The sequence below is a fragment of the Amycolatopsis pittospori genome (assembly GCF_013870525.1).
In the GTDB taxonomy this organism is placed as follows: Bacteria; Actinomycetota; Actinomycetes; order Mycobacteriales; family Pseudonocardiaceae; genus Amycolatopsis; species Amycolatopsis pittospori.
Genome location: NZ_JACBXD010000056.1, coordinates 1 through 19381, shown reverse-complemented (window position 1 = coordinate 19381; position 19381 = coordinate 1). Strand labels below are relative to the sequence as shown.

At 68.8% G+C, this 19381-nt stretch carries 18 protein-coding genes and 1 pseudogene; 2 read left to right on the top strand and 17 right to left on the bottom strand.

The genetic code is table 11. The features are described from left to right. Nucleotides 1–43 precede the first annotated feature (43 nt). The 6 genes from H5J31_RS27045 to H5J31_RS27020 all read right to left on the bottom strand — a co-directional run bounded on the left by H5J31_RS27045 (nucleotide 44) and on the right by H5J31_RS27020 (nucleotide 5686). Complete coding sequence (locus H5J31_RS27045; RefSeq protein ID WP_181775465.1) at nucleotides 44–1360, bottom strand: DNA polymerase IV; 1317 nt, start codon at nucleotides 1358–1360, stop codon at nucleotides 44–46. After that, the gene (locus H5J31_RS27040; RefSeq protein ID WP_181775464.1) at nucleotides 1347–1670 is read right to left on the bottom strand and encodes a transcriptional regulator; all 324 of its coding nucleotides are present in this window, start codon (nucleotides 1668–1670) and stop codon (nucleotides 1347–1349) included. The genes H5J31_RS27045 and H5J31_RS27040 overlap by 14 nt, the downstream gene beginning before the upstream one ends. Next, the gene (locus H5J31_RS27035) at nucleotides 1667–2311 is read right to left on the bottom strand and encodes a hypothetical protein (RefSeq protein ID WP_407925067.1); all 645 of its coding nucleotides are present in this window, start codon (nucleotides 2309–2311) and stop codon (nucleotides 1667–1669) included. Before H5J31_RS27035 ends, H5J31_RS27040 begins: the two co-directional genes overlap by 4 nt. A gap of 39 nt (nucleotides 2312–2350) precedes the next feature. Then, complete coding sequence (locus tag H5J31_RS27030; RefSeq protein ID WP_181775463.1) at nucleotides 2351–3082, bottom strand: ABC transporter permease; 732 nt, start codon at nucleotides 3080–3082, stop codon at nucleotides 2351–2353. Further along, nucleotides 3079–3981, bottom strand: coding sequence for an ABC transporter ATP-binding protein (locus H5J31_RS27025; protein ID WP_181775462.1), 903 nt, complete (start codon nucleotides 3979–3981; stop codon nucleotides 3079–3081). The genes H5J31_RS27030 and H5J31_RS27025 overlap by 4 nt, the downstream gene beginning before the upstream one ends. Before the next feature lie 142 nt (nucleotides 3982–4123). Continuing rightward, nucleotides 4124–5686, bottom strand: coding sequence for an alpha/beta hydrolase (locus tag H5J31_RS27020; protein ID WP_181775461.1), 1563 nt, complete (start codon nucleotides 5684–5686; stop codon nucleotides 4124–4126). Between the two features lie 290 nt (nucleotides 5687–5976). On the opposite strand from H5J31_RS27020, the gene H5J31_RS27015 reads away from it, so the two are divergent. Continuing rightward, nucleotides 5977–7149 carry a macrolide family glycosyltransferase gene (locus H5J31_RS27015; protein WP_181775460.1) on the top strand — a complete coding sequence of 391 codons (1173 nt, stop codon included), beginning with the start codon at nucleotides 5977–5979 and terminating at the stop codon, nucleotides 7147–7149. Between the two features lie 74 nt (nucleotides 7150–7223). Here the strand turns inward: H5J31_RS27015 and H5J31_RS27010 are convergent, their stop codons facing one another. From H5J31_RS27010 to H5J31_RS26990, 5 genes are all read right to left on the bottom strand, one after another. Continuing rightward, nucleotides 7224–8954: an aminotransferase class V-fold PLP-dependent enzyme gene (locus H5J31_RS27010; protein WP_181775459.1), complete on the bottom strand. Its 1731-nt coding sequence runs from the start codon at nucleotides 8952–8954 to the stop codon at nucleotides 7224–7226. Then, nucleotides 8951–9739, bottom strand: coding sequence for an amino acid ABC transporter ATP-binding protein (locus H5J31_RS27005; protein ID WP_407925066.1), 789 nt, complete (start codon nucleotides 9737–9739; stop codon nucleotides 8951–8953). Before H5J31_RS27005 ends, H5J31_RS27010 begins: the two co-directional genes overlap by 4 nt. Beyond that, the gene (locus H5J31_RS27000) at nucleotides 9726–10640 is read right to left on the bottom strand and encodes an amino acid ABC transporter permease (protein ID WP_181775458.1); all 915 of its coding nucleotides are present in this window, start codon (nucleotides 10638–10640) and stop codon (nucleotides 9726–9728) included. The genes H5J31_RS27005 and H5J31_RS27000 overlap by 14 nt, the downstream gene beginning before the upstream one ends. Next, nucleotides 10627–11595 (bottom strand): ABC transporter substrate-binding protein, encoded by a 969-nt coding sequence (locus H5J31_RS26995; RefSeq protein ID WP_181775457.1) that lies wholly within the window; start codon nucleotides 11593–11595, stop codon nucleotides 10627–10629. Before H5J31_RS26995 ends, H5J31_RS27000 begins: the two co-directional genes overlap by 14 nt. Nucleotides 11596–11756: 161 nt before the next feature. Next, nucleotides 11757–12974, bottom strand: a complete 1218-nt coding sequence (locus tag H5J31_RS26990; protein ID WP_181775456.1) for a glycosyl hydrolase family 8 — start codon at nucleotides 12972–12974, stop codon at nucleotides 11757–11759. Nucleotides 12975–13114: 140 nt separating this feature from the next. Here H5J31_RS26990 and H5J31_RS26985 point away from each other — a divergent pair, with 140 nt between their 5' ends. Beyond that, complete coding sequence (locus H5J31_RS26985; protein WP_181775455.1) at nucleotides 13115–13516, top strand: TIGR03618 family F420-dependent PPOX class oxidoreductase; 402 nt, start codon at nucleotides 13115–13117, stop codon at nucleotides 13514–13516. On the opposite strand, the gene H5J31_RS26980 is transcribed toward H5J31_RS26985, so the two are convergent. The 6 genes and pseudogenes from H5J31_RS26980 to H5J31_RS26955 form a co-directional block, all read right to left on the bottom strand. Next, nucleotides 13513–14901, bottom strand: a complete 1389-nt coding sequence (locus H5J31_RS26980) for an MFS transporter (protein ID WP_181775454.1) — start codon at nucleotides 14899–14901, stop codon at nucleotides 13513–13515. The two genes, H5J31_RS26985 and H5J31_RS26980, sit on opposite strands and share 4 nt — an antisense overlap. Beyond that, nucleotides 14898–15470 (bottom strand): TetR/AcrR family transcriptional regulator, encoded by a 573-nt coding sequence (locus H5J31_RS26975; protein WP_181775453.1) that lies wholly within the window; start codon nucleotides 15468–15470, stop codon nucleotides 14898–14900. Before H5J31_RS26975 ends, H5J31_RS26980 begins: the two co-directional genes overlap by 4 nt. Before the next feature lie 26 nt (nucleotides 15471–15496). After that, nucleotides 15497–15649 carry a hypothetical protein gene (locus H5J31_RS26970; protein ID WP_181775452.1) on the bottom strand — a complete coding sequence of 51 codons (153 nt, stop codon included), beginning with the start codon at nucleotides 15647–15649 and terminating at the stop codon, nucleotides 15497–15499. Then, nucleotides 15646–16854: a GTPase gene (locus tag H5J31_RS26965; RefSeq protein ID WP_181775451.1), complete on the bottom strand. Its 1209-nt coding sequence runs from the start codon at nucleotides 16852–16854 to the stop codon at nucleotides 15646–15648. The genes H5J31_RS26970 and H5J31_RS26965 overlap by 4 nt, the downstream gene beginning before the upstream one ends. Continuing rightward, nucleotides 16851–18617 (bottom strand): dynamin family protein, encoded by a 1767-nt coding sequence (locus tag H5J31_RS26960; protein WP_181775450.1) that lies wholly within the window; start codon nucleotides 18615–18617, stop codon nucleotides 16851–16853. Before H5J31_RS26960 ends, H5J31_RS26965 begins: the two co-directional genes overlap by 4 nt. A 126-nt stretch (nucleotides 18618–18743) precedes the next feature. Further along, a pseudogene (locus tag H5J31_RS26955) lies at nucleotides 18744–19381 on the bottom strand (IniB N-terminal domain-containing protein); the annotation flags it as partial.

Below are 19381 nucleotides of genomic sequence, written 5' to 3'. Positions count from 1 at the left end.
AGTCGCACGCGCAAGGACCGCATTCAGAGGACTAAATGCGAGGTCACGAAAGGCAATCCGCGGGGTCGCCGCGTCGCAGGGCCGGGTCCTCCTGTGTGAAGGTCCGCGCCACTCCGGGCCCACTGGTCCGCGTCTCGAACCGCACGGTCACCCGCCCGTGTCCGGCTCCCTGCACCCAGCCGCTCCCGTGCTCCTCGTGCACCACGTCGTCCCCGGGACGCCAGCCCGAGAACACGACCGGAGCGGGCGCCTTCGAAACCGACGTCTCCAAGGCTTCGGAAACGGGGACGGACAAGGTGAACAACGGATCCTGATGCGGCACCGAAAGCCCGGAAAAGGCGACGCCCGCCAGCCGGACCCCGCCGAACTCCGCCGGGTCGATCAGCAACCGCTCGGCCATCGAGGCGAGCTGGTCGAATTCGTCGGTGGGCGTGGCCATCGTCTCCGAACGGGTCACCGTGCTGAACGCGGTGTCCCGCAGCTTCACCACCACCGTCCGCGCCACCCGCCCCGCGTTCACCAGCCGTTTGTGCGCGTGGACGGCGAGATCGCGGACCTCGCGCCGCAGGCTCGCCAGGTCGATCAGGTCGCGGTCGAAGGTGGTCTCCGCGCTGACCTGTTTGAGTTCCGCGCGGTCGGACACCGGCCGGTCGTCGACGCCGGTGGCCAGCCGCCGCAGGTCCCGGCCGACCACACTGCCCAAAGTGGACACCGCGTCGGCGTCGGAGAGCGCGGTCAGCTGCCCCAGTGTCCGGACGCCGATCGCCCTCAGCTTCCCTTCCGCCACCGGACCGATACCCCACAGCACCCGGGTGGGCAGCGGCGCGAGGAAGTCGCGTTCGGTGCCTTGGTCGACGACGAGCAGCCCGTCCGGCTTCGCCTGATCCGAAGCGACCTTCGCGACCTGTTTCCCCGACGCCGCCCCGATCGACGCCACCAGCCCGACCTCGGCCCGGATCCGTTCCCGCACCAGGGAACCGAACTCGTGCACCTCGGCGGAGGTGGCACCCACCAGCGACGGCGGTTCGGCGAAGGCCTCGTCCAGCGAGATCCGTTCCAGGACGGGCGCGTACTGCGCGACGAGGTCGAACACCTGCGTGCTCAGCAGTTCGTACAGTTTGAACCGCGGCGGCAGGATGACCCCGTTGGGCGGCAGCAGCCGCCGGGCCTGCGACATCGGCATCGCCGAGCGGATCCCGTGCGCCCGCGCCTGATAACTCGCGCCGGCGACCACGCCACGCGGGCCCGCACCGCCGACCAGCACCGGACGTTCGGCCAGTGTGGGCCGGGTCAGCTGTTCACAGGAGGCGTAGAACGCGTCCATGTCGAGGTGGATGACCCACCGGTCAAGCCCGCCCATCGCCCGGCACCTCGAGAAGCCGGTGCAGCGCGCGCGTGTACTCCTCGAACGCCGCCCGGCCGCGGGTGGTCAGCTCGACGAGCGTCACCGGTGTGCGGTGTTCGAAGGCCTTGGTGATCTCGACGTAGCCGGCGTCTTCGAGTTTGCGCAGATGCGTCGAGAGGTTGCCCGGGGTCATGTCCAGAAGCTGTTGCAAGCGGGGGAACGTGATGCTGTCCCCCTGCCCCAGGCTCGACAACGCCACGGTGACCCGCAGCCTCGCCTGTGCGTGGATCACCGGATCGAGCTGCGGCAGCCCGTCTTCGCTCATCGCGCCCGCACCAGGAAGACCAGCGACGCCACCAGGAATCCGCCTCCGCCCGCCAGGCTCAGCACCAGGAAGTTGTGCGGTCCCCCGGCCAGCACGCTCGCCGCACCGCACAGGATGATCCAGACGCCGAGGCCGTACTGCAGTTTGCTCTGCCACAGCATGCCGCCCGCCAGGTACATCAGGCCGGTGAGCATCAGCGAGGTCCCGGACCACAGCAGCGGGATCAGCTCGGGATCCAGCCCCTGACGGATCAAGGCCGTGTTCACGACGGTCAGCCCGCCGAACGCGATCATCCAGCTCCACCCGTACATCGCCCCGACGAGCCGCGACGGACCGCGAACGCCCCGGCTCGTCCGGATGCCGTAGATCGCCGAGTAAGCGATGGCGCCGGCGAAGGCGACGACCGCGACGGCCGAGGCCGCCCACAGCGGCATCAAGGAGGTCGGCGGCGCGGACAGGAAGATGAGACCGAAACCGAACAGCCACACCAGACCCCAGACCGCGAGCAGTACGGCCGGATTCGGCCCGATCTCCCGCCGGGTCTCCTCCGACTGCTGGGCGATGAGCGCGAGCGACTCCTCGGGCGTCATCGGCCGCGCGTCGTCGTCCTGCTCGGGCACGGCCCGCTCATCCTCCGCCACCTCGGAAAACTAACACGCGCTCACCGGCTCCTTTCGAAGTCACAGCCTGGCCGTGTCCAGCCGGAACCGCGCCATCACCACGAGTGCGGGGACGACCAGCCAGCCCGCGAGCACTCCGACGGCGGTCAGCATGCCCGAGCCGCCCAGCACGGGCGCGCGGCCGATCTCGCCGAGCCAGTACGTCGGCATGAGGTGCCCGGCGGTGTTCATCCAGCCGGGCAGGACCTGCAGCGGGATCCAGAGCCCGCCGAACATGCCCAGCGGCAGCATCAGCGCACCGGTCACCGCCTGCACGGTGTCGCCCTTGCCGAACAGCCCGATCATCAGACCCAGCACCGCGAACGGCAGCGCGCCGAGCCACAGGGCGCCGAAGATCGTCAGCCACTGGCCGGTTTCGAGGCGGATGCCGCGGATCATCCCGGCCGCGAAGATCACCAGCAGCACCGGCAGCGCGACGAACAGACCCGCCGACACCTTCACCATCAGGTAGCCGGGCGCCCGCATCGGAGTCAGCCGCAAGGTGCGCTGCCACCCGTCGGTGCGTTCGGTGGCGACCCGGGTGCCGGTGAACAGCGCGGCCGTCATGGCGCCGTACGCGGCCATGTTCACCATGGTGACGGTGGCGGTCGAGACGCCGGGAGCGAGCTCGCGGGCACCGAAGATCCCGCCGAACAACAGGAACATCGCCAGTGGCATCCCGATGGTGAAGAACGCGAACTGCGGACTGCGGACGATGCGCTTGATCTCCAGCGCGAGGTAGTTCATGTTCATCTCAAAGCTCCTTCAGCCTCATCGGCGGTGAGCGCGATGAAGGCTTCTTCCAGCCCCACAGCGGCGATTTCGATGTCCGAGGCGAGCGGGAACTCGCGCAGCAGGCCGCGGATCGCGGCGTCCGAATCGGCGCAGCCCAGCTCCGCGTGCCCGGCCCGCAGCACCGCACGCGACACCCCCGGCAGCGCGGCGAGGGCCGCTTCGGTGGCATCCGGGACGACGGCGCGCAGCACCCGCCCCGCGACGGCGGCCCGGACCTCCCCGACCGGTCCGTCCGCGACGACCTTGCCGTGCCTCATCAGCACGACGCGATCGGCGTAGTCCTCGGCTTCGGCCAGGTAGTGCGTCGCGAAGAGGACCGTCCGGCCCGTCTCCGTGTACTCCCGCATCGACGCCCAGAACCGGCGCCGCCCGTCGACGTCCATCGCCGCCGTCGGCTCGTCGAGCACCAGCAGATCCGGGTCGCCGACCAGCGCGAGCGCGAATCGCACCCGCTGCTGCTCACCACCGGAGAGCTTCCCGCAGCGGCGGTTCGCGTACTCGGTGACGCCGGCGCGCTTCAACACCTCCCGCACGGGCAGCGGCTTCTGGTGCAGGGAAGCGAAGAGGCCGACGAGTTCGGCGACCGTCGCGTCCCTGAGCAGCGTCCCGTTCTGCGCCATCGCGCCGACCAGCCCCTGGTCCATCGCCTCGACCGGGCTGAGCCCGGCGACCCGCACCCGTCCGGAGTCCGGCCTGGTCAGGCCCAGCAGCATGTCGATCGTGGTCGATTTGCCCGCGCCGTTCGGCCCGAGCAGCGCCACCACCTCGCCCGGTGCGACACGCACGCCGACGTCGTCGACGGCCAGGACGTCACCGAAGCGCTTCACCAGCCCTTCGAGGCTGAACGCGTCCACCATGACTCTCCCTCTTCGAGCACTCTGAAATACAAAGTCGGTACGCACTTTGTAACACAAAGTCCCCTGTCCTGGAAACCCATGACGCCGTGAAGGCCTCCTTCCCTACTTTGACGGTAGGGAAGGAGGCCTTCACGGACAGCGGCTAGGCGGGCACCCGGGAGGTAGCCGCCTCAGGGGCCGAAGCGGCCGCCGGCGCCGGAGGTGGCACCGGGAGCGGCAACGGCGCGCATTCGACGTCGGCCGTCCGGCCCGGCTTGCGGTCGGGCAGCGCCCCGGTCGCCAGGTAGTCGGCGATCCGGTTGTCGACGCAGGCGTTGCCGCGCGGGGTGATCGCGTGGCTCGTACCACCCGGCTCACCGATCAGGCGAGCGCCGGGGAACCGGCTACGGACCTCGAGGCTGCCTTCGTACGGCGTCGCCGCGTCGAGCGTCTCACCGATCATCAGCACACTCGGCACCTTCTTGCCGTCGACCTTCACCGGGTGGCCGGGCTTCGCGGGCCAGTAGAGGCAGGGCGCGTTGAACCACGCGTTCTGCCAGGTGAAGAACGGCGCCTTCTGATAGGTACGCCAGTTGTCGTGCTTCCACTGCTGCCAGCTCTGCGGCCACTTGACGTCGGTGCACTGGACGGCGAGATAGACGGCGTACCCGTTGTCGTCGCCGCGACCGCCGAAGGTCTCGAACAGCCCCTTCATCGTCTGCCAGTCACCGTTGTTGACGAACTTCGCGAGCGCGTCGCCGAGCAGTGTCCACCGCAGCTGGTAGTACGAAGCCTGCTGGAAGACGTCGAGGAACTCGTCCGGACCGACGAAACCGCCCGCCGGGACCACGGCCAGCTTCTTCAGCTGCTCGACGAACACCTGCTTCACCGCGGCCTGCGTCTTGCCGAGGTGGTAGACGTCGTCGTGCTGCGCCACCCAGCCGAACCAGATGTTGATGTTGACGTCGAACGCGACGTCCTGGTTCAGGTTGGCCTGGTACCAGACGTTGCGGGGGTCCACAGTGGAATCGAGGACCATCCGGCGGACGTGCTGCGGGAACAGCGTCCCGTAGACCTGGCCGAGGTAGGTGCCGTAGGAGTACCCGTAGAAGTTCAGCTTCTCCGCGCCGAGTGCCTTGCGGATGCTCTCCATGTCCTTGACCGTGTCAGTCGTCTTGATGTTGTCGAGCAGAGCGCGGCTGTTGTTCTTCGCGCACGCGTCGGCGTAGGACTTCGAGCGCTGTAGCCAGGTCTTCTCCAGCTGCGGCGTGGTCGGCGTGTAGTTCGGCCGGTTGTAGTCCATGTAGTCAGGGATGCACGAGAGCGCCGGTTTGCTGGCGCCGACGCCGCGCGGGTCGAAGCCCACCCAGTCGTAGGCGTCGCCGGCGTGGTTCGGCACGCGCGGCCCGCGGGTCGCGAGCAGCAGCCCGGAGCCGCCGGGGCCACCCGGGTTGGTGAGCATGACGCCCTGGTACCGCGCTTCCGGCGTCTTGTGCTTGACGCGGCTGAGCGCTAGCTGGATCTTCTCGCCGCGCGGCCTCGAGTAGTCGAGCGGCACGGACAGGTAGCCACATTCGGCGCCCGCGGTGACGAGCGCCGGATCGGTGCAGGCCCCCCAGGTGATCGTCTCGGCCGGCTGCGCGTCTTCCGCGGCGACAGCCGGTGCGGTCACCGCGACCGAAGCCAGTGTGGCCACGGCCAGCGCGGTGATGAGAACACGTCTCACGGATTCTCCCTTTCCCTCCAAAGGTGAAAGCGAGCAAACCCTATCCACGTGCGTGACCTGCGGAACCCTTCCGGCGAAGGTCCCTACCAACGGCGGGTCCCGATCGCGGCAAACCGGGCAACCGGTTAAGCGTTTGGGCGCCCCGTCCGATGCCGCTAGGATTTCGATCATGACCTACCACATCCGCATGCGCACCGCCTGAGACGGCGTGACCGCAGGGCCGCCCGCCACCGGGTGGCCCCTTTTCTGCGCGCCGTCCGTCATTCCTTCACGGATTCAGACAGGACATCATGCAGAAGCAACACATCGCGATGATCGGCTGCACCGCACCGAGCCACATCTACCCGTCCCTGGCGATCATCCGTGAGCTCGTCGCTCGCGGGCATCGGGTCAGTTACGTCGTGGGCGAGCCGCTCACCGGCCTGATCGCACCGACCGGGGCCGAAGTGGTCTCGCATCCCTCGATCCTCCCGCTGGGCGACCAGTCGGCGTGGCCGGAGGACGCCGGGTCCCAGATGCGGGTCTTCCTCGACGAGGGCATCCAGGCGATGCCGGTGCTCACCGATTTCTACGACAAGAACCGGCCGGACCTGCTGCTGTACGACATCGGCGGGCTCCCGGCACCGATCCTGGGCAGGCGCTACGGCGTCCCGGCCGTGCAGCTGTCCCCGACGTATGTCGCTTGGGACGGCTACGAAGAGGATCTGGGCGAGATGCTGGACGCGCTTCGCAGCTCACCGTCCGGAAAGGACTATTTCGCCACTTTCACTCTGTGGCTGGAAGAAAACGGGATCGAGGCCGACGCCTGGGACTGGATCTCCCATCCGGGACAGGTCCTCGCCCTGCTGCCGAGGGCGATGCAGCCCAACGTCGACAGGGTTCCGTCGACGGTCCGGTTCGTCGGCCCGGCACTGGATCCGGAACGGCTGGCCGACCGAAGCTGGACTCCGCCGTCGAGCGGGAAGAAGGTCCTGCTGATGTCGCTCGGTACCGCGTTCACCGACCAGATCGACCTGTTCCGCGCCTGCGTGGACGGATTCCGGGATTCCGACTGGCATGTGGTCATCTCGATCGGGCAGACCGATCCGGCCGACCTCGGGCCGCTGCCGGAGCACATCGAAGTGCACCCGTTCGTCCCGCAGCTGGCGGTGCTGGAAGCCGCGTCGGCGTTCATCACGCACGCGGGAATGGGCGGTAGCACGGAATCGCTGTGGTACGGCGTGCCGACCGTGGCGATCCCGCTGGCCACCGACGGTTTCGGGAACGCGGCGAAGCTGGCGGAACTGGGCGTCGGCGAGGAACTCGCGGCTTCGGACGTGACGGCGTCGACGCTGCGGGCCGCTGTCGAACGGGTGGCCTCGTCGCCCTCGGTCGCGGCTCGCCTGGCCGAGGTGCGGGCGGAGACGCGCGGGAACGGCGGGATCGAGCGGGCGGCCGACGCCGTCGAGTCCTTCCTCGGGTAGCGCCCGGGACGCTATGAACGACCCGTTACTGGCAAATTTTGCAAGTAACGGGTCGTTCATAGCGCGCGGGAGCGTCAGGTGGCCCGGATCTCGTTCAGGTAGTTGTAGATCGTGTACCGGGTGACGTCGAGTTCCCCGGCGAGGTGGTCCACCGAGTCCTTGATGAGGAAGAACCCGGCCTCGTCCAGTTCCCGGACCACGGCCGCCTTGTGCCGCTTCTTCATCAGGTCCACCGGGATCCCTGCCTTCGTGACCGCGCGCCCGACGAGGAACCGCTGCAGGCTGTCGACGTCCGGTGGGAACGTCTCGGGTTCCTGGCCGCTGGAGCGCACTTCGCCGTCGGTCAGGCGATTCACGCACAGGCAGCCGATGGCGACCCCGTCGGCGTCCCGCAGGAACAGCGTCGAAGACCGGATCGCACGGCCGTCGGGACCGTGTGTCTCGTAGTTCGTCAGGTCCTGCGTGGTGCCGCGGCGGACCAGGCCCAGCAGCAGATCCGTCATCGGCCCGCCGACGGTGCGGCCGGTGAGGTCGCCGGCGATGGCGACGATCGAGTCCGGCAGCCTGCCCAGGTCGTGCAGCAGGACCTCGTTGCCCGGCCCCAGCATCGCGGCGAGCGCGTGCACCGCCGGGACGAGCGCGGTGAGCAGATCCGCCGAGGCCCCGGACGCGACCACGGGAACACCGGAGGAGACCGTGACCGGCTTCTTCAAGCGTTCCAAAGCGGACCGGACCTGTTCCGCCGCGCTCGCCGGAGTCGACGCGTGCGGGGACAGCCGGACGTGCTCGGGCCGGACCGTCGCGGCGATCCCGGCGTTCGCCAGGGCGGTGCCTACCTGTTCGGCGGCGTGCCCCGGCACGGTGAAGGCAAGGATCCCGGCCCGGCGCTCGACGGCCGAAACCACTTCTCCCCCCACGGATTTCACGACCTCTTCGAGTTCCCCGACACGTTCGGCGATCCGGCCGGCGATGGCCGCTACACCCGCCTCTTCGACCAGTTCCAGGGCGGCGGCGAACGCACCCGAGGTGATCGGGCTCAGGTTCGAGATCGACCACGCGGCCGCGGTCTCGTCGGCCGGGTGGATCTCGTCGTCGAACAGCCCCGGGTCGCGGGCGCCGGTCCAGCCGGACAGGATCGGTTCCATCCGCTCCAGCGCGCGGTCCGAGAGCACGGCGAATCCGGTGCCCCAGCCCGCCCGCAGCCATTTCTGGCCACCGACGACGAGCACGTCCGCGACCTCCCACGGTGTTTCGGTCACACCGAAGCCCTGGATCCCGTCGACGACGAGCAGCCTGTCTCCCACCGCTTCCCGGATGGCCGCCAGATCGGCGCGATACCCGGTGCGGAAGTCGACCGCGCTCACACTGACCAGCGAAGTCTCCGGAGTGAGCGCCGCCTTGATCCCGTCCGCGGTGACGTTCCCCAGCGGCAGCCGCCGCACGGTCAGCCGTCCCGCCTGTTCGGCGCGCGCCCACGGGTAGGTGTTGGCCGGGAACTCCGACGCCGAGACCAGCGCCTCGCCACCGGGAGCGTTGAACGCGGCCTGGAAGAGCCCGAGACTGGTGTGCGGCAACAGCACCGTGTGGTCGGTGTCGCTACCGGAAAGGCGTGCGGCGGCGGCCTTGGCCCGCGTCTCCTGCCGCATCAGGTCGTCCACAGTGGACGGACCGGCCTTGGTCGAGGAGTCGAGCAGGCTCGCCGTCGTGTCCAGCACGGCGTGCGACGGCGGCCCGAACCGCGCGAAGTCGAGGTACCCGGCCGGTTCGTCGAACTGCAGCAGGTACCGCGGGGAGATCCGCGTCATGCGAGGACCCGCGCCAGGAACTGCTTGGTCCGCTCATGCTTCGGGGCGCTCAGGATCTCCCCCGGCGGCCCGGTCTCGACGACCGCGCCGTCGGCCATGAACACCACCTCGTCCGCGGCCTCCGCCGCGAACCCCATCTCATGCGTCACCACGACCATCGTCATCCCCTCCGCGGCCAACGTACCCATCACCGCCAGCACCTCGCCCACGAGTTCGGGATCGAGCGCCGACGTCGGCTCGTCGAACAACATCAGCTTCGGTTTCATCGCCAGCGACCGGGCGATCGCCACCCGCTGCTGCTGCCCGCCCGAGAGCTGCGCCGGGTAGGCGTCGGCGCGATGCGCGAGCCCGACGCGGTCGAGCAGGTCGAGCGCCTGGACGCGCGCCTCCTCCGCCGAGACCCCGAGCACCCGCACCGGCCCCTCGACGACGTTCTGCAGCGCCGTACGGTGCCCGAACAGGTTGAACCGCTGGAACACCATGCCGATGTCGCGCCGCTGACGGGCGACTTCGCGTTCCTTCAGTTCGTAGAGCCTGCCGTTACGCAGCCGGAAGCCGATCGGCTCGCCGTCGACCCAGACCTGCCCGGCGTCGATCGTCTCCAGATGGTTGATACAGCGCAGGAAGGTGCTCTTCCCGGCCCCGGAGGGACCGAGCAGGCAGACCACTTGTCCTTTGTGGACTTCGAGGTCGATCCCGCTCAGCACCTCGGTGTGCCCGTAGCTCTTGCGGACCCCGACGGCCTTCAGCAGTGCTTTTCCAGGATCGGGCTCAGACACGTTCACTCCTCACCAGCGGCGCGGTGCGCAAGGCCTTGGCGGCACGGGAGAACGGGCCGCTCACCCGCTCCTCCGCATCGAAGGCCCGCTCCAGATAGTGCTGCCCGACACCGGCGACGGTCACCACGACCATGTACCAGACCGCGGCGGCCAGCAGGGTCTCCATCACCAGCAGGTTGTTGGACGAGATGTTGTTGGCGGCGTGGATCAGTTCGGTCACGCCGATCACCGACGCCATCGACGTACCCTTGAGCATGTTGATGAAGTCGTTGCCGGTCGGCGGGATGATCACGCGCATCGCCTGCGGCAGCACCACCCGGCGCAGCGTCGCACCCGGCGACATCCCGATCGACTTCGCCGCCTCGGTCTGTCCACTGTCGACACTGTTCAACCCGGCGCGGACGATCTCCGCCATGTACGCGCTTTCGTTGAGCGCCAAGCCGAGCAACGCCGCGGTGAACGCGGTGATCAGGACGTTGGTCTGCTCGTGCAGCAGGTAGCCGCCGAACGGCAGCGGGATCGAGATGAACTCGAAGACCAGCGCCAGGTTGTACCAGATCAGGATCTGCAGGAGCACCGGAAGCCCGCGGAACAGCCAGATGTAGCCCGCCGCGAACCAGCGCGCCACCGGGTTGGCCGAGCGGCGCATCAAGGCGATCACGATCCCGATGACGATCGCCGAACCCTGCGCGATCACCGCGAGCAGCACGGTGTTGAGCAGACCGACCGCCATCACGCGGTACCACAGGAACTCCGGGACCGAATCCCACTGGATCTGGGCGCCTCCGAGGGCGATCCCGAGCAGGACCAGCAGCGCGAGGATGACGACCGCGCTGACCCACCGGCCCCAATGCCTCAGCCGGACGATCGGCAACGGCTCGATGGTCGGCCGACTAGCTTCCGCCATTGAGCTTCGCCTCCTTGACCGCGCCCTGCTCAACGCCCCAGGCCTGCAGGATCTTGCCGTAGGAGCCGTCGGCGATCAGAGACTGAAGCGCCTTCTGCACGGACTCGGCCAGGGGCTTGTTCTCCTTGTTGACGCCGATCCCGTACGGCCCGCCGTTGATCGGCTCACCCGGGACGACCTCGAAGAACTTGCCCTCGCCCGCGGTCCGCGAGATGTAGACCGCACTGGGCAGGTCGTTGAGGATGGCGGCGACCCGGCCGGTGCGGAGCTGGTTCTGGTTCTGCGTGTCGCTGTCGGTCGCGGTGACGGTCAGCGCGGGCTTGCCCGCCTGCGTGCATTTCCCGTTCTGTTCCTCGGCGAACTTCTGGTGACTCGTACCCTGCACGACCGCGACGTTCTTGCCGCACAACGTGTCCGGACCGCTGATCTGGTCGGGGTTGCCCTTGCGGACCATGATCGTGATGCCGGAGGAGAAGTAGTCGACGAAGTCGATCTGCGCCTGGCGGGTCTTCGTGTCGTTCATCGCCGCCATCGTGAGGTCGACGCGGCCGGACTGGAGGCTCGTGATGAGCGAGCCGAACGCCATGTCCTGGTGGTGCACGGTGACGCCGAGCTTCGCGCCGACGGCCTTGGCGAGGTCGACCTCGTAACCGATCGGGGTCTTGCCGTCGGCGGCGTAGAAGTTGTTGGGCGCGGACTGCAGATTCGACGCCAGGTGCAACATCCCGGCCTGCGCGTACTTCGCGGGCAACGTCCCGGCGACGGCGGCGTCCTTCTGGATCCCGCCGATCAGCGCGGTGGTGTCGGGAATCGCGGCGGGCGCGCCCGGGGCGGCCGGCTCCTGGCCGCCGGCGCCATCGGGCCCGCCGCCGCAGGCCGCGGTGACGAGCGCGGCCAGGCCGGTGAGCACGGCCAAGCGCCAGGTACGGGTCAGGGTGAGCGGCGTCGACGGCATGACGGACCTCCACAGGGGACTTCGGATGGTCGCCGACGCTACAACTGGCTGTTGAAGAGGTCAACTGACAGTTGAAATCCTGTCCAGTGGATGTCCGTTTACCACATGAAGGCCCCCTTCCTTGCGCCCAAGCGCAGGAAGGGGGCCTTCATGTACTTCGATCAGACCGCGATGTAGTTCCCCGAGAGGATGAGCAGGACCTGCACGGTGATGCCGGTGCCGTAGTAGTCGGTGCCGTCCGGCGACCACGTGGTGACCGACGTCCACAGCTTGTCGAGCCAGGCCTGGCTACCCGGGTCGTTCATCGCCGCGATGGCGAACGACGCGGTGAAGCACGGGTGCTGCCCCGACTCACCGGGGAGCTTCGAGCCCGAGAGCGTGTAGCCGGTGGTGATCTTGGCCGGGTCGCCGCCGGTGTTCTGCTGGATCCAGGTGTTCATCTTCCGCACCTGGCCCTGCGCCGGGCTGCCCGCCGCGGTGATGCCGTCGACGCCGAGGCGCCAAGGGTCACGACAGGCGTTGTAGGCGTAGTGCGGGTCGTTGTCTTCGAGGAAACCGTCCGGGGCCGGCTTCGGGGTGGAGTTGGTGTTGACGACGAAGTCCGGGATCAGCCCGGTCTTGGGCGAGTACTGCTGCTGAAGCTGGGTGACGGCCTGCTCCTGCCGGGTCCGGACCTGGCCCCAGAAGGAGTCGCCGGTGGCCTTCTCGAAAGCGCGCAGGTGGCCCGGCATCCAGTCGGAGGAGCGGGAGCTGTTGATGTACTTGCCGCTGTCCGCCCAGTCGGCCAGCCGCATGAACTTGGTGGTGGGGTGTACTTCGCTGCGCTTGATGGCCTTGATGATCCGCAGCGCCTCGGACTTGTAGTTCACCGAACCACCGCTGCCCCAGACCTTGTCGGCGATGAGCAGGCCGTACGCGATCTCGAGGTCGCCGTCGGTCGCCGCGTCGACGCCGTTGACGCTCTTGCAGCTTTCGTTCTGTTCGGCCGCGTGCAGATCCTTGTCGATCGACGAGGGGTGCGCCTTCACGAACTTCAGGATGCCGTCGAAGATAGTGCGCGCCTGCGAGTCCTTGCCGGCCATCATGGCCGCGATGGTCATACCGTAGCCCTGACCCTCGGCGACGAAGGCGTGGTCGGCGTCCGGCGCCTTCACCGCGTACGTGCCGGAGCCGCATTTGGTGGTGAGGAAGTTCTTCTTCCAGAAGTCGTAGTACTTCGCGAGTGCCGCGTCCTGCGTCGCCTGCGACACCGACGGCCGCAGAACTCCAGGCTGGTAAGGGGTTCCCTGAGTGGTCGCCGCGATGGCGGGGGCGGTCGACGCGACCAGCCCGGCGGTCAGCGCGGCCGCGGCCAGCACTGTCCGTACGGTCTTTCTCATGGCTCCTCCGGAACGTCGTTGATGGCGGCGGCGCGTTTCGAGAGTGACATCCGGGCAATCCAAAAACAAGAGAGTTAAGAAAGTTTCCTTACTATTACCTCAAATGACGCCTACATGAACGGTGTCCTAGCGTGGACACCATGACGATCGACCTGAGCGCACGCGGCGAGACCTTCCGGGACTTCTGGACCGAGCGGCACCTCGCCACCCTGACCACGGTCCGGCCCGACGGGACCCCGCACGTCGTCGCCGTCGGCGTCACAGTGGACTTCGAAACCGGGATCGCCCGGGTGATCACGTTCCGCTCGTCCAAGAAGGCCCGCATGCTCAAGGAAGCGGGCGAAAAGGGCATTCCGGTCGCAGCCTGCCAGATCGACGGACCGCGATGGTCCACTTTGGAGGGACGCGCTGTCCTCGTCGAGGACGCGGAGTCGGTGCGCGACGCCGAGAACCGCTACGCAGTCCGCTATCGGCAGCCGAAGCCGAACCCGGAACGCGTGGTCATCGAGATCGCCGTGTCCAAGGTGCTCGGCAACGCCTAACGGGCGATCGGGCGGCGCGCGGCGATGACGAGCGCGCTGACGGCGAGCAGGGGCAGCGCCCAGAACGCCGCGGTGACGTAGCCGTCTTGGCCGGGCACCTCCCCGCCGTCCGGGGTGGCGGCCGAGAGCAGGAAGCCGGCGAGTGCGCTGCCGATGCTCATTCCCATACTGCGGGCGATCTGGTTGATCGAGAGCACGCTGGCCGTTTCCCCTGGGGACACACCGACGAGGACGAGCTTGGGCATCACCGCGAAGACACCTCCGACGGCGAAGCCGAGCAAGGCGATAGCGGTGAGGACGGCGATCAGGGACTGATTGCCGACGGCGAACAGCAGGGCACCGGCAGCGGCGATCGCGGCCGAGAGCGTATACGTCCACCGTTCGGTGATACCCGCGATGAGCCGGGGCACCGTTCTTCCCGCGACGAACCCGAGCAGCGAGAACGGGATCAAGGCCGCACCGGCGGCGACACCGGGGAGAGCGAATCCGTAGTGGACGCCGTCGGGGGTCTGCACATACCGGGTGAACAGGCTGAACAGCAGATACAAACCCACTCCTGCGATGAGGATCGCCACGTTCGCGCGCAGGATGGGCCCTTGGCCGAGCAGCCGGAGATTCACCAAGGGCTCGGTGGTGCGCAGTTCGAAGAAGGCCCACACGGCCAGGGTCGCGGCGACACCGGCGAGGGCGCCGGAGGCGAGCCAGGGAGTCGCCCAGATCGAGGGTTCGGCGATGACGAGGAGGAGCCCGAGGGTTCCGGTAGCGAGGAGCAGCGCACCGGCGACGTCGATCCGGGGTCGCTCCCCCGGTGCCTCGGCGGGCAGCATCCGCCAGGCGATGACCAACGCGGCGGCGGACAGGACGAGACCGAGTCCGTACGCGGCGCGCAGTCCCGCGAGCTGGTCGATGAGGCTGACCGCCGGGTAGCCGACCCCGATGCCGACGGTCGACGCGACCGACACCGCGGCGATGGTCGACGTCGAGCGCTCCGGTGACAGGTGCGCTCGGGCGACGCTCATCAACAGCGCCCCGACCGCCACCGCCAACCCTTGCAAACCGCGGCCGATCAGCAACGCCGCGAACGGAAGCGGAAGAACCGTCAGCAACCCGCCCACCGTGACCAGGGCCAGGGTGGCCAGGATCGTGACCCGGCGGTACGGGCCGCCGCCGAGCCTGCCCAGCACCGGACCCGCGATCGCGCCGGTGAACAAGGGCACCGTCAGGGTCCACTGCGCGGCGTCGAGGGACACGTGCATCCCGGTGGCGACCGGGGTGATGAGAGGTGCGCCGACGCTGCCGACCACCGCTCCCGCCAACGCGGTGCTCACCAGCGCGCCACTCAGGCGGCCGTCCCGCCGCACGGAGACGTCGCCGCGGGCGCTCACCGGTTCGTCTCCGTCGTGAGATGAGCGAACAAGCCCGGCTTGATCCGGGTGCGGACGCCCTCGGCCCAGGCCTCGTCGACCTGCCCGACATCGAGTGCGGCACCGGCGTTGAGCAGCATCCCGTAGGCGAGGAACGTCTTCACGGTCACCGGTTCGAGTCCGGTGCCGTCCTCCGCCGCGCCCCACATCGCCGCGAAACACTCCCTCACCGCGTCCCGCACCTCCGGGTCGCCACACGCGGCGAAACCCTGAAGCTGCAACAACAACCCGGTCCTGTCGGCCAGCAGGTCGAAGTACTGGGCGCCCATCGCCGAGAGCGCGTCGAGGCCGGTCTTCCCCTCGCCCGCCTCCCGCATCCCCCCGCTGACCCGCTCGAACGCCGCCCGGACCAGCTCCAGGAACAGGGCCTTCTTCGTCCCGAACATCCGGAAGACGTACGCCTGCGTGATCCCGGCCTGTCTCGCGATCGTCTCCGTCGACGCCCCGTGCAACCCGTGCTCCGCGAACTCGTCCGCCGCGATGGCCAGCACCTGGGTACGTCGTTCGGTTCCACTCACCCGTCGGGCCATACGGCTAAGTTACCAGTTACTAACTACTAAATAACCGGGTCGTCCATCGGCAGGCACCACGTTCGCCTTGCCCCTCGACCCAGCCGGGTGAACTCGCCGAGGTCGGTGAACCCGCGGTCGGCGATCAGGTCCGCGACCACCTTCCCGACCGTCTCGACCCGGGTGTCGGCCCGCGTCAAGCCACGAAGAGGCTGAGCAGGCCCTCCGCCGAACGCACGATCACCCGCGCGGCGGCGCGTTCGGCGTATGCGGCGTCCGCCCGCTCGGCTTCGTGCCGCCAGCGGACGAGCGCGCTCTCGGCGCCCGCGTGGATCTCCACCGGATCCGCGTCGGATTCGAGTCCGAGCCGCTCGGTCGGCGCGACACCCTGGACGCCGAGCAACCGGGCGGCCTCCTCGGCGACCTCTCCGGACAACGCCGTCCGGCCACCGCGGATGTCGGCGATGAGCCGCAACTCGCGGAAGTCGTGCGCGGCCGCGGCGAAGCGTTCCACCCGCGCGGCCAGCCGGTCGCCGTGTGGACGAGGTTCGGCGACGAGCAGGTTTTCCAGGCGCAGCACGGCCGTCCGCGCCTTCAGGGCCTCGGCCCTGGCGACGAAGCAGCCGGCCAAGGTGTCGCGCAGATCGCCGAGTCCGCTGCGGTGCACGAGTTCCGCCGAGAGTTTCAGCCTGCTCTCGCAGCCGGTCCGGATGAGCGTGATCGCCAGCCGGACACCGTAGAGCCCGAACCGCGACACCAGGTGTTTCCTCGACTGCGGCGGGATCCGCACCGGGAACGGATCGTCCACAAAGGAATCGACGGACAGGAGATACCGTTCCAGGTCCGGGCGCGAGACGGAAGCCAGCGCGCGCAGGACCTCGAATTCGTCGTCCCGCAGCGCGCGCCCGCCGTACCCGAGTTGTCCCGCGACCGCGATGACCCCCTGGAATCCCGCGCAGTTCGGGTCTTCCCGCCAAGCGCGGCGCGCCAGCTGCTTCGCGGTGAGCAGCGCGTCGATCCGGCCCGCGCCGACCTCGTCGGCCCGGCCGAGCACCAGCACCGAGTTCACCGCGCTCTGCCGTGCGAACGCCGAACCACCCGCCGGACGGGCACCCGCGAGTTCGTCGGGTTCGAGATGCCGCACCAAACGCACTGTCGCGTCGACGTGCTCGGCGAGCGCCGGCGTGTCGAACAGATCCAGTTCGCGCAGCGCACGCGTCGGCCATTCCGCCAGCGCGGAGACCAAAGTGGACTTACCGGTTCCCGGTGTGCCGACGAACCCGACGCGCAGCGGTTCTTCCAGCCGCTCCAGACATTCCTGCAGCATCGCCTGCGCGGGCGGGTGGTCACGGTAGAGCGCCGCGGCGTCGCTCAGCAGTTCGCGGACGTCCAGGGCGGAGCTCACGCGGAAAGCTCCCGGCGTGGCGCGGCGCCGCTGCCCAGCGCGCCGGCCTTCCGGTGCAGCCCCGCCAACCGGTCGATCTCCCGTTTGACCCGTTGCGTGCGCCGGTCCCGTTCGGCGGATCCGGCGATGATCAGTTCCCGTTGGCGGGTCAGCTCTTCCGCGAGTTCGTCCGAAAGCGCGGTGAAGTGATCCCGCAGTCGCCGCTGGACCTGCCGGACCTCGTCCTTGATCTCCTTGCTGAACCGGATGAACACGTCGTCGACGTGTCGCTGGGCCGCGGCCTTCGCCAGTGCCTGGCGCCGCTGCAGCCGCATCCCGCCTTCGTCGCGCACGCTCTTGGTGGCGAACGCGACACCGGCACCGAGCGAGACCGGGTTGATCAGCGGCAGGCCGGCGAGGCTGGTGACCAGACCGAACATCAGCACGCCACCATAGGAACCGCGCAATCCGGTGAAGAGTTTCTGCCCGATCTTGAACCGTTCGATCTTCGGCGTGCCGACTTCGGGGATCGAGTCCGCTCCGGAACCGGTCAGCGGCAGATCCGGCGCCTGTCCGTAGCGTGCGCCGAAACCGGTCGCGACCGCGTGCGCGATCCACGTCGACCGGTCGGACACCCAGTTGTAGTTGGTCTCGACGGCCTCGGCGAGGTTCTCTTCCAGCCAGGTCTGGAAATCCGGCCAGATCTGCACCGGATCGCCCTCGTCGAAGGTGCGGTCGATATGCCGCACGATCACCCTGGTCCGCTCGCGCAGGTCGTATTCGGCGTCGGAGACCAGGTCGGTGATCTCGTCCGACAACAGGTTCTGCCAGCGGACGTTCTGCCGCCGCAGTTCCTCGGCGCGCCGTTGTGCCTGGTGCAGCAGGGTGACCTGGTCGATCCCGCTGTCCTGGGAGAAGGCGTTGAGGCGGGTCTGGAGGGTTTCGACCAGTTCGACCGCCGCCGCGCGGACGCTCACCGCGGCGGCCAGCGCGCGGGTCTTCTCGATCGGCCGTGCGGCCTGTTCCCCCACCCAGGTCAGGAGATCCGGGAAACCGGACCGTCCATTGAGTCCGGTGTCACCGGCCTTCGCGGCGGCCTGGCGCACTGTCGCGGAGACAGGGAAGACGTCGGCGACGACCCCGGTGTCCGAAAGCGCGGCACGGTTGCGCGCGGCGAGTTCACGCCAGTCGGGGCTGACGTCGATCTTCGTCATCGCCAGCACCAGGGCCGGGCACCACGTCCGGATATGCCGGGCCAGAGCGAGTTCGGCCGGTTGCAGTTCCTGCGTCGCGTCGGAGACGAGGATCACCGCGTGCGCGTCGGCGAGGACGTCGAGGGTGGCCGCCGTGCGCGGCGACCGCGGATCCCCTATCGCAGGGGTGTCCACCAGCACCAGTCCGGTGCCGAGGAGTTCGCGCGGCAGGCCGACTTCGACCCGGCGCAGCGAGCCCGGCGGCCGGACCTCGAGTTCCTTGGCCAGATTGTCGACCGGTACGCGTTCACGGGCGTGCCCGACCAGGGTGGCGGCGGGATCGGGGGCGTACCCGATTTCGGTGGGGACCGCGGGCGTACTCGCGTCGCCGACCGCGCAGACCGGGGCGTTCAGCAGCGCGTTGAGCAGGTAACCCTTGCCCTGCTTGGGAAAACCGACCACCGCGATCCGGGTGCCCGGGGCCTGCTGGTCACGTCTCCGCCGGAGGCGTTCGGCCAGGTCGGCGCGACCGTGGGCGGCACAGGCGTCCAAGGTCTCGTTGAGCACGTCGAGCCAGGCTGGGGCTGTCACGGGGATGCAGTGTTCCCTTAACCAAGCGCGGAATCAATGTGGCATGGGCCAACATGCGGTGAGGGCCCCGCGACCACGACCGGTCGCGGGGCCCGTTCACCCGGCAAGAGATGAAAGATGTTCAGCTCAGCCGATGTGGATGTCGTTGTTCGAGGCGATGTCGCCCGCACCGAGGTGGACGTCGCCGATGTTGCCGACGTTGTGGCCGATGTTGTTGCCGACCTCGGAGACGACGTCGTGGACGTCGGAAACGCCCGCGCCGTTCGCGACGTTGGCGACCTCGTTGGCCACGTTGCCGGCGATGTCGCCATGGTTGTTGGCGATGTCACCGTTCGCGTAGTTGTTCGCGACCTCGTGCACCTTGGTGGTGACGTCGGAGACGTTCACGTTCCCGATGGTGGTGGTCAGGTCGCCGACCTCGGAGAGGAAGTTCGGGGCACCGCCGGTGACACCGTCGACACGCGGCAGGTCGCTGGTCAGGTCACCGACGGCCGGAACGGCGTCGACGGCCGGGATCTGCACGGCGTCCACGGCGGGGACGTCGTGGACGAGGTCGGTCGCGGTGTCGACGGCGCCGTTGGCGAGGCCACCGGCCTGGCCGACGGAAGCGGAGTCGAGGCCACGCGAAAGGTCATCGGTCAGCCCGAAGCTGCCGACGGTGTTCTGCGCGAGGGCGGTCACGCCGGCGGCGGCGTTCGACACGTCGGTCACGTCGGAGACGGCGGGGACCGACGGCAGGCCCGGGACGACACCCGGGACGTCGA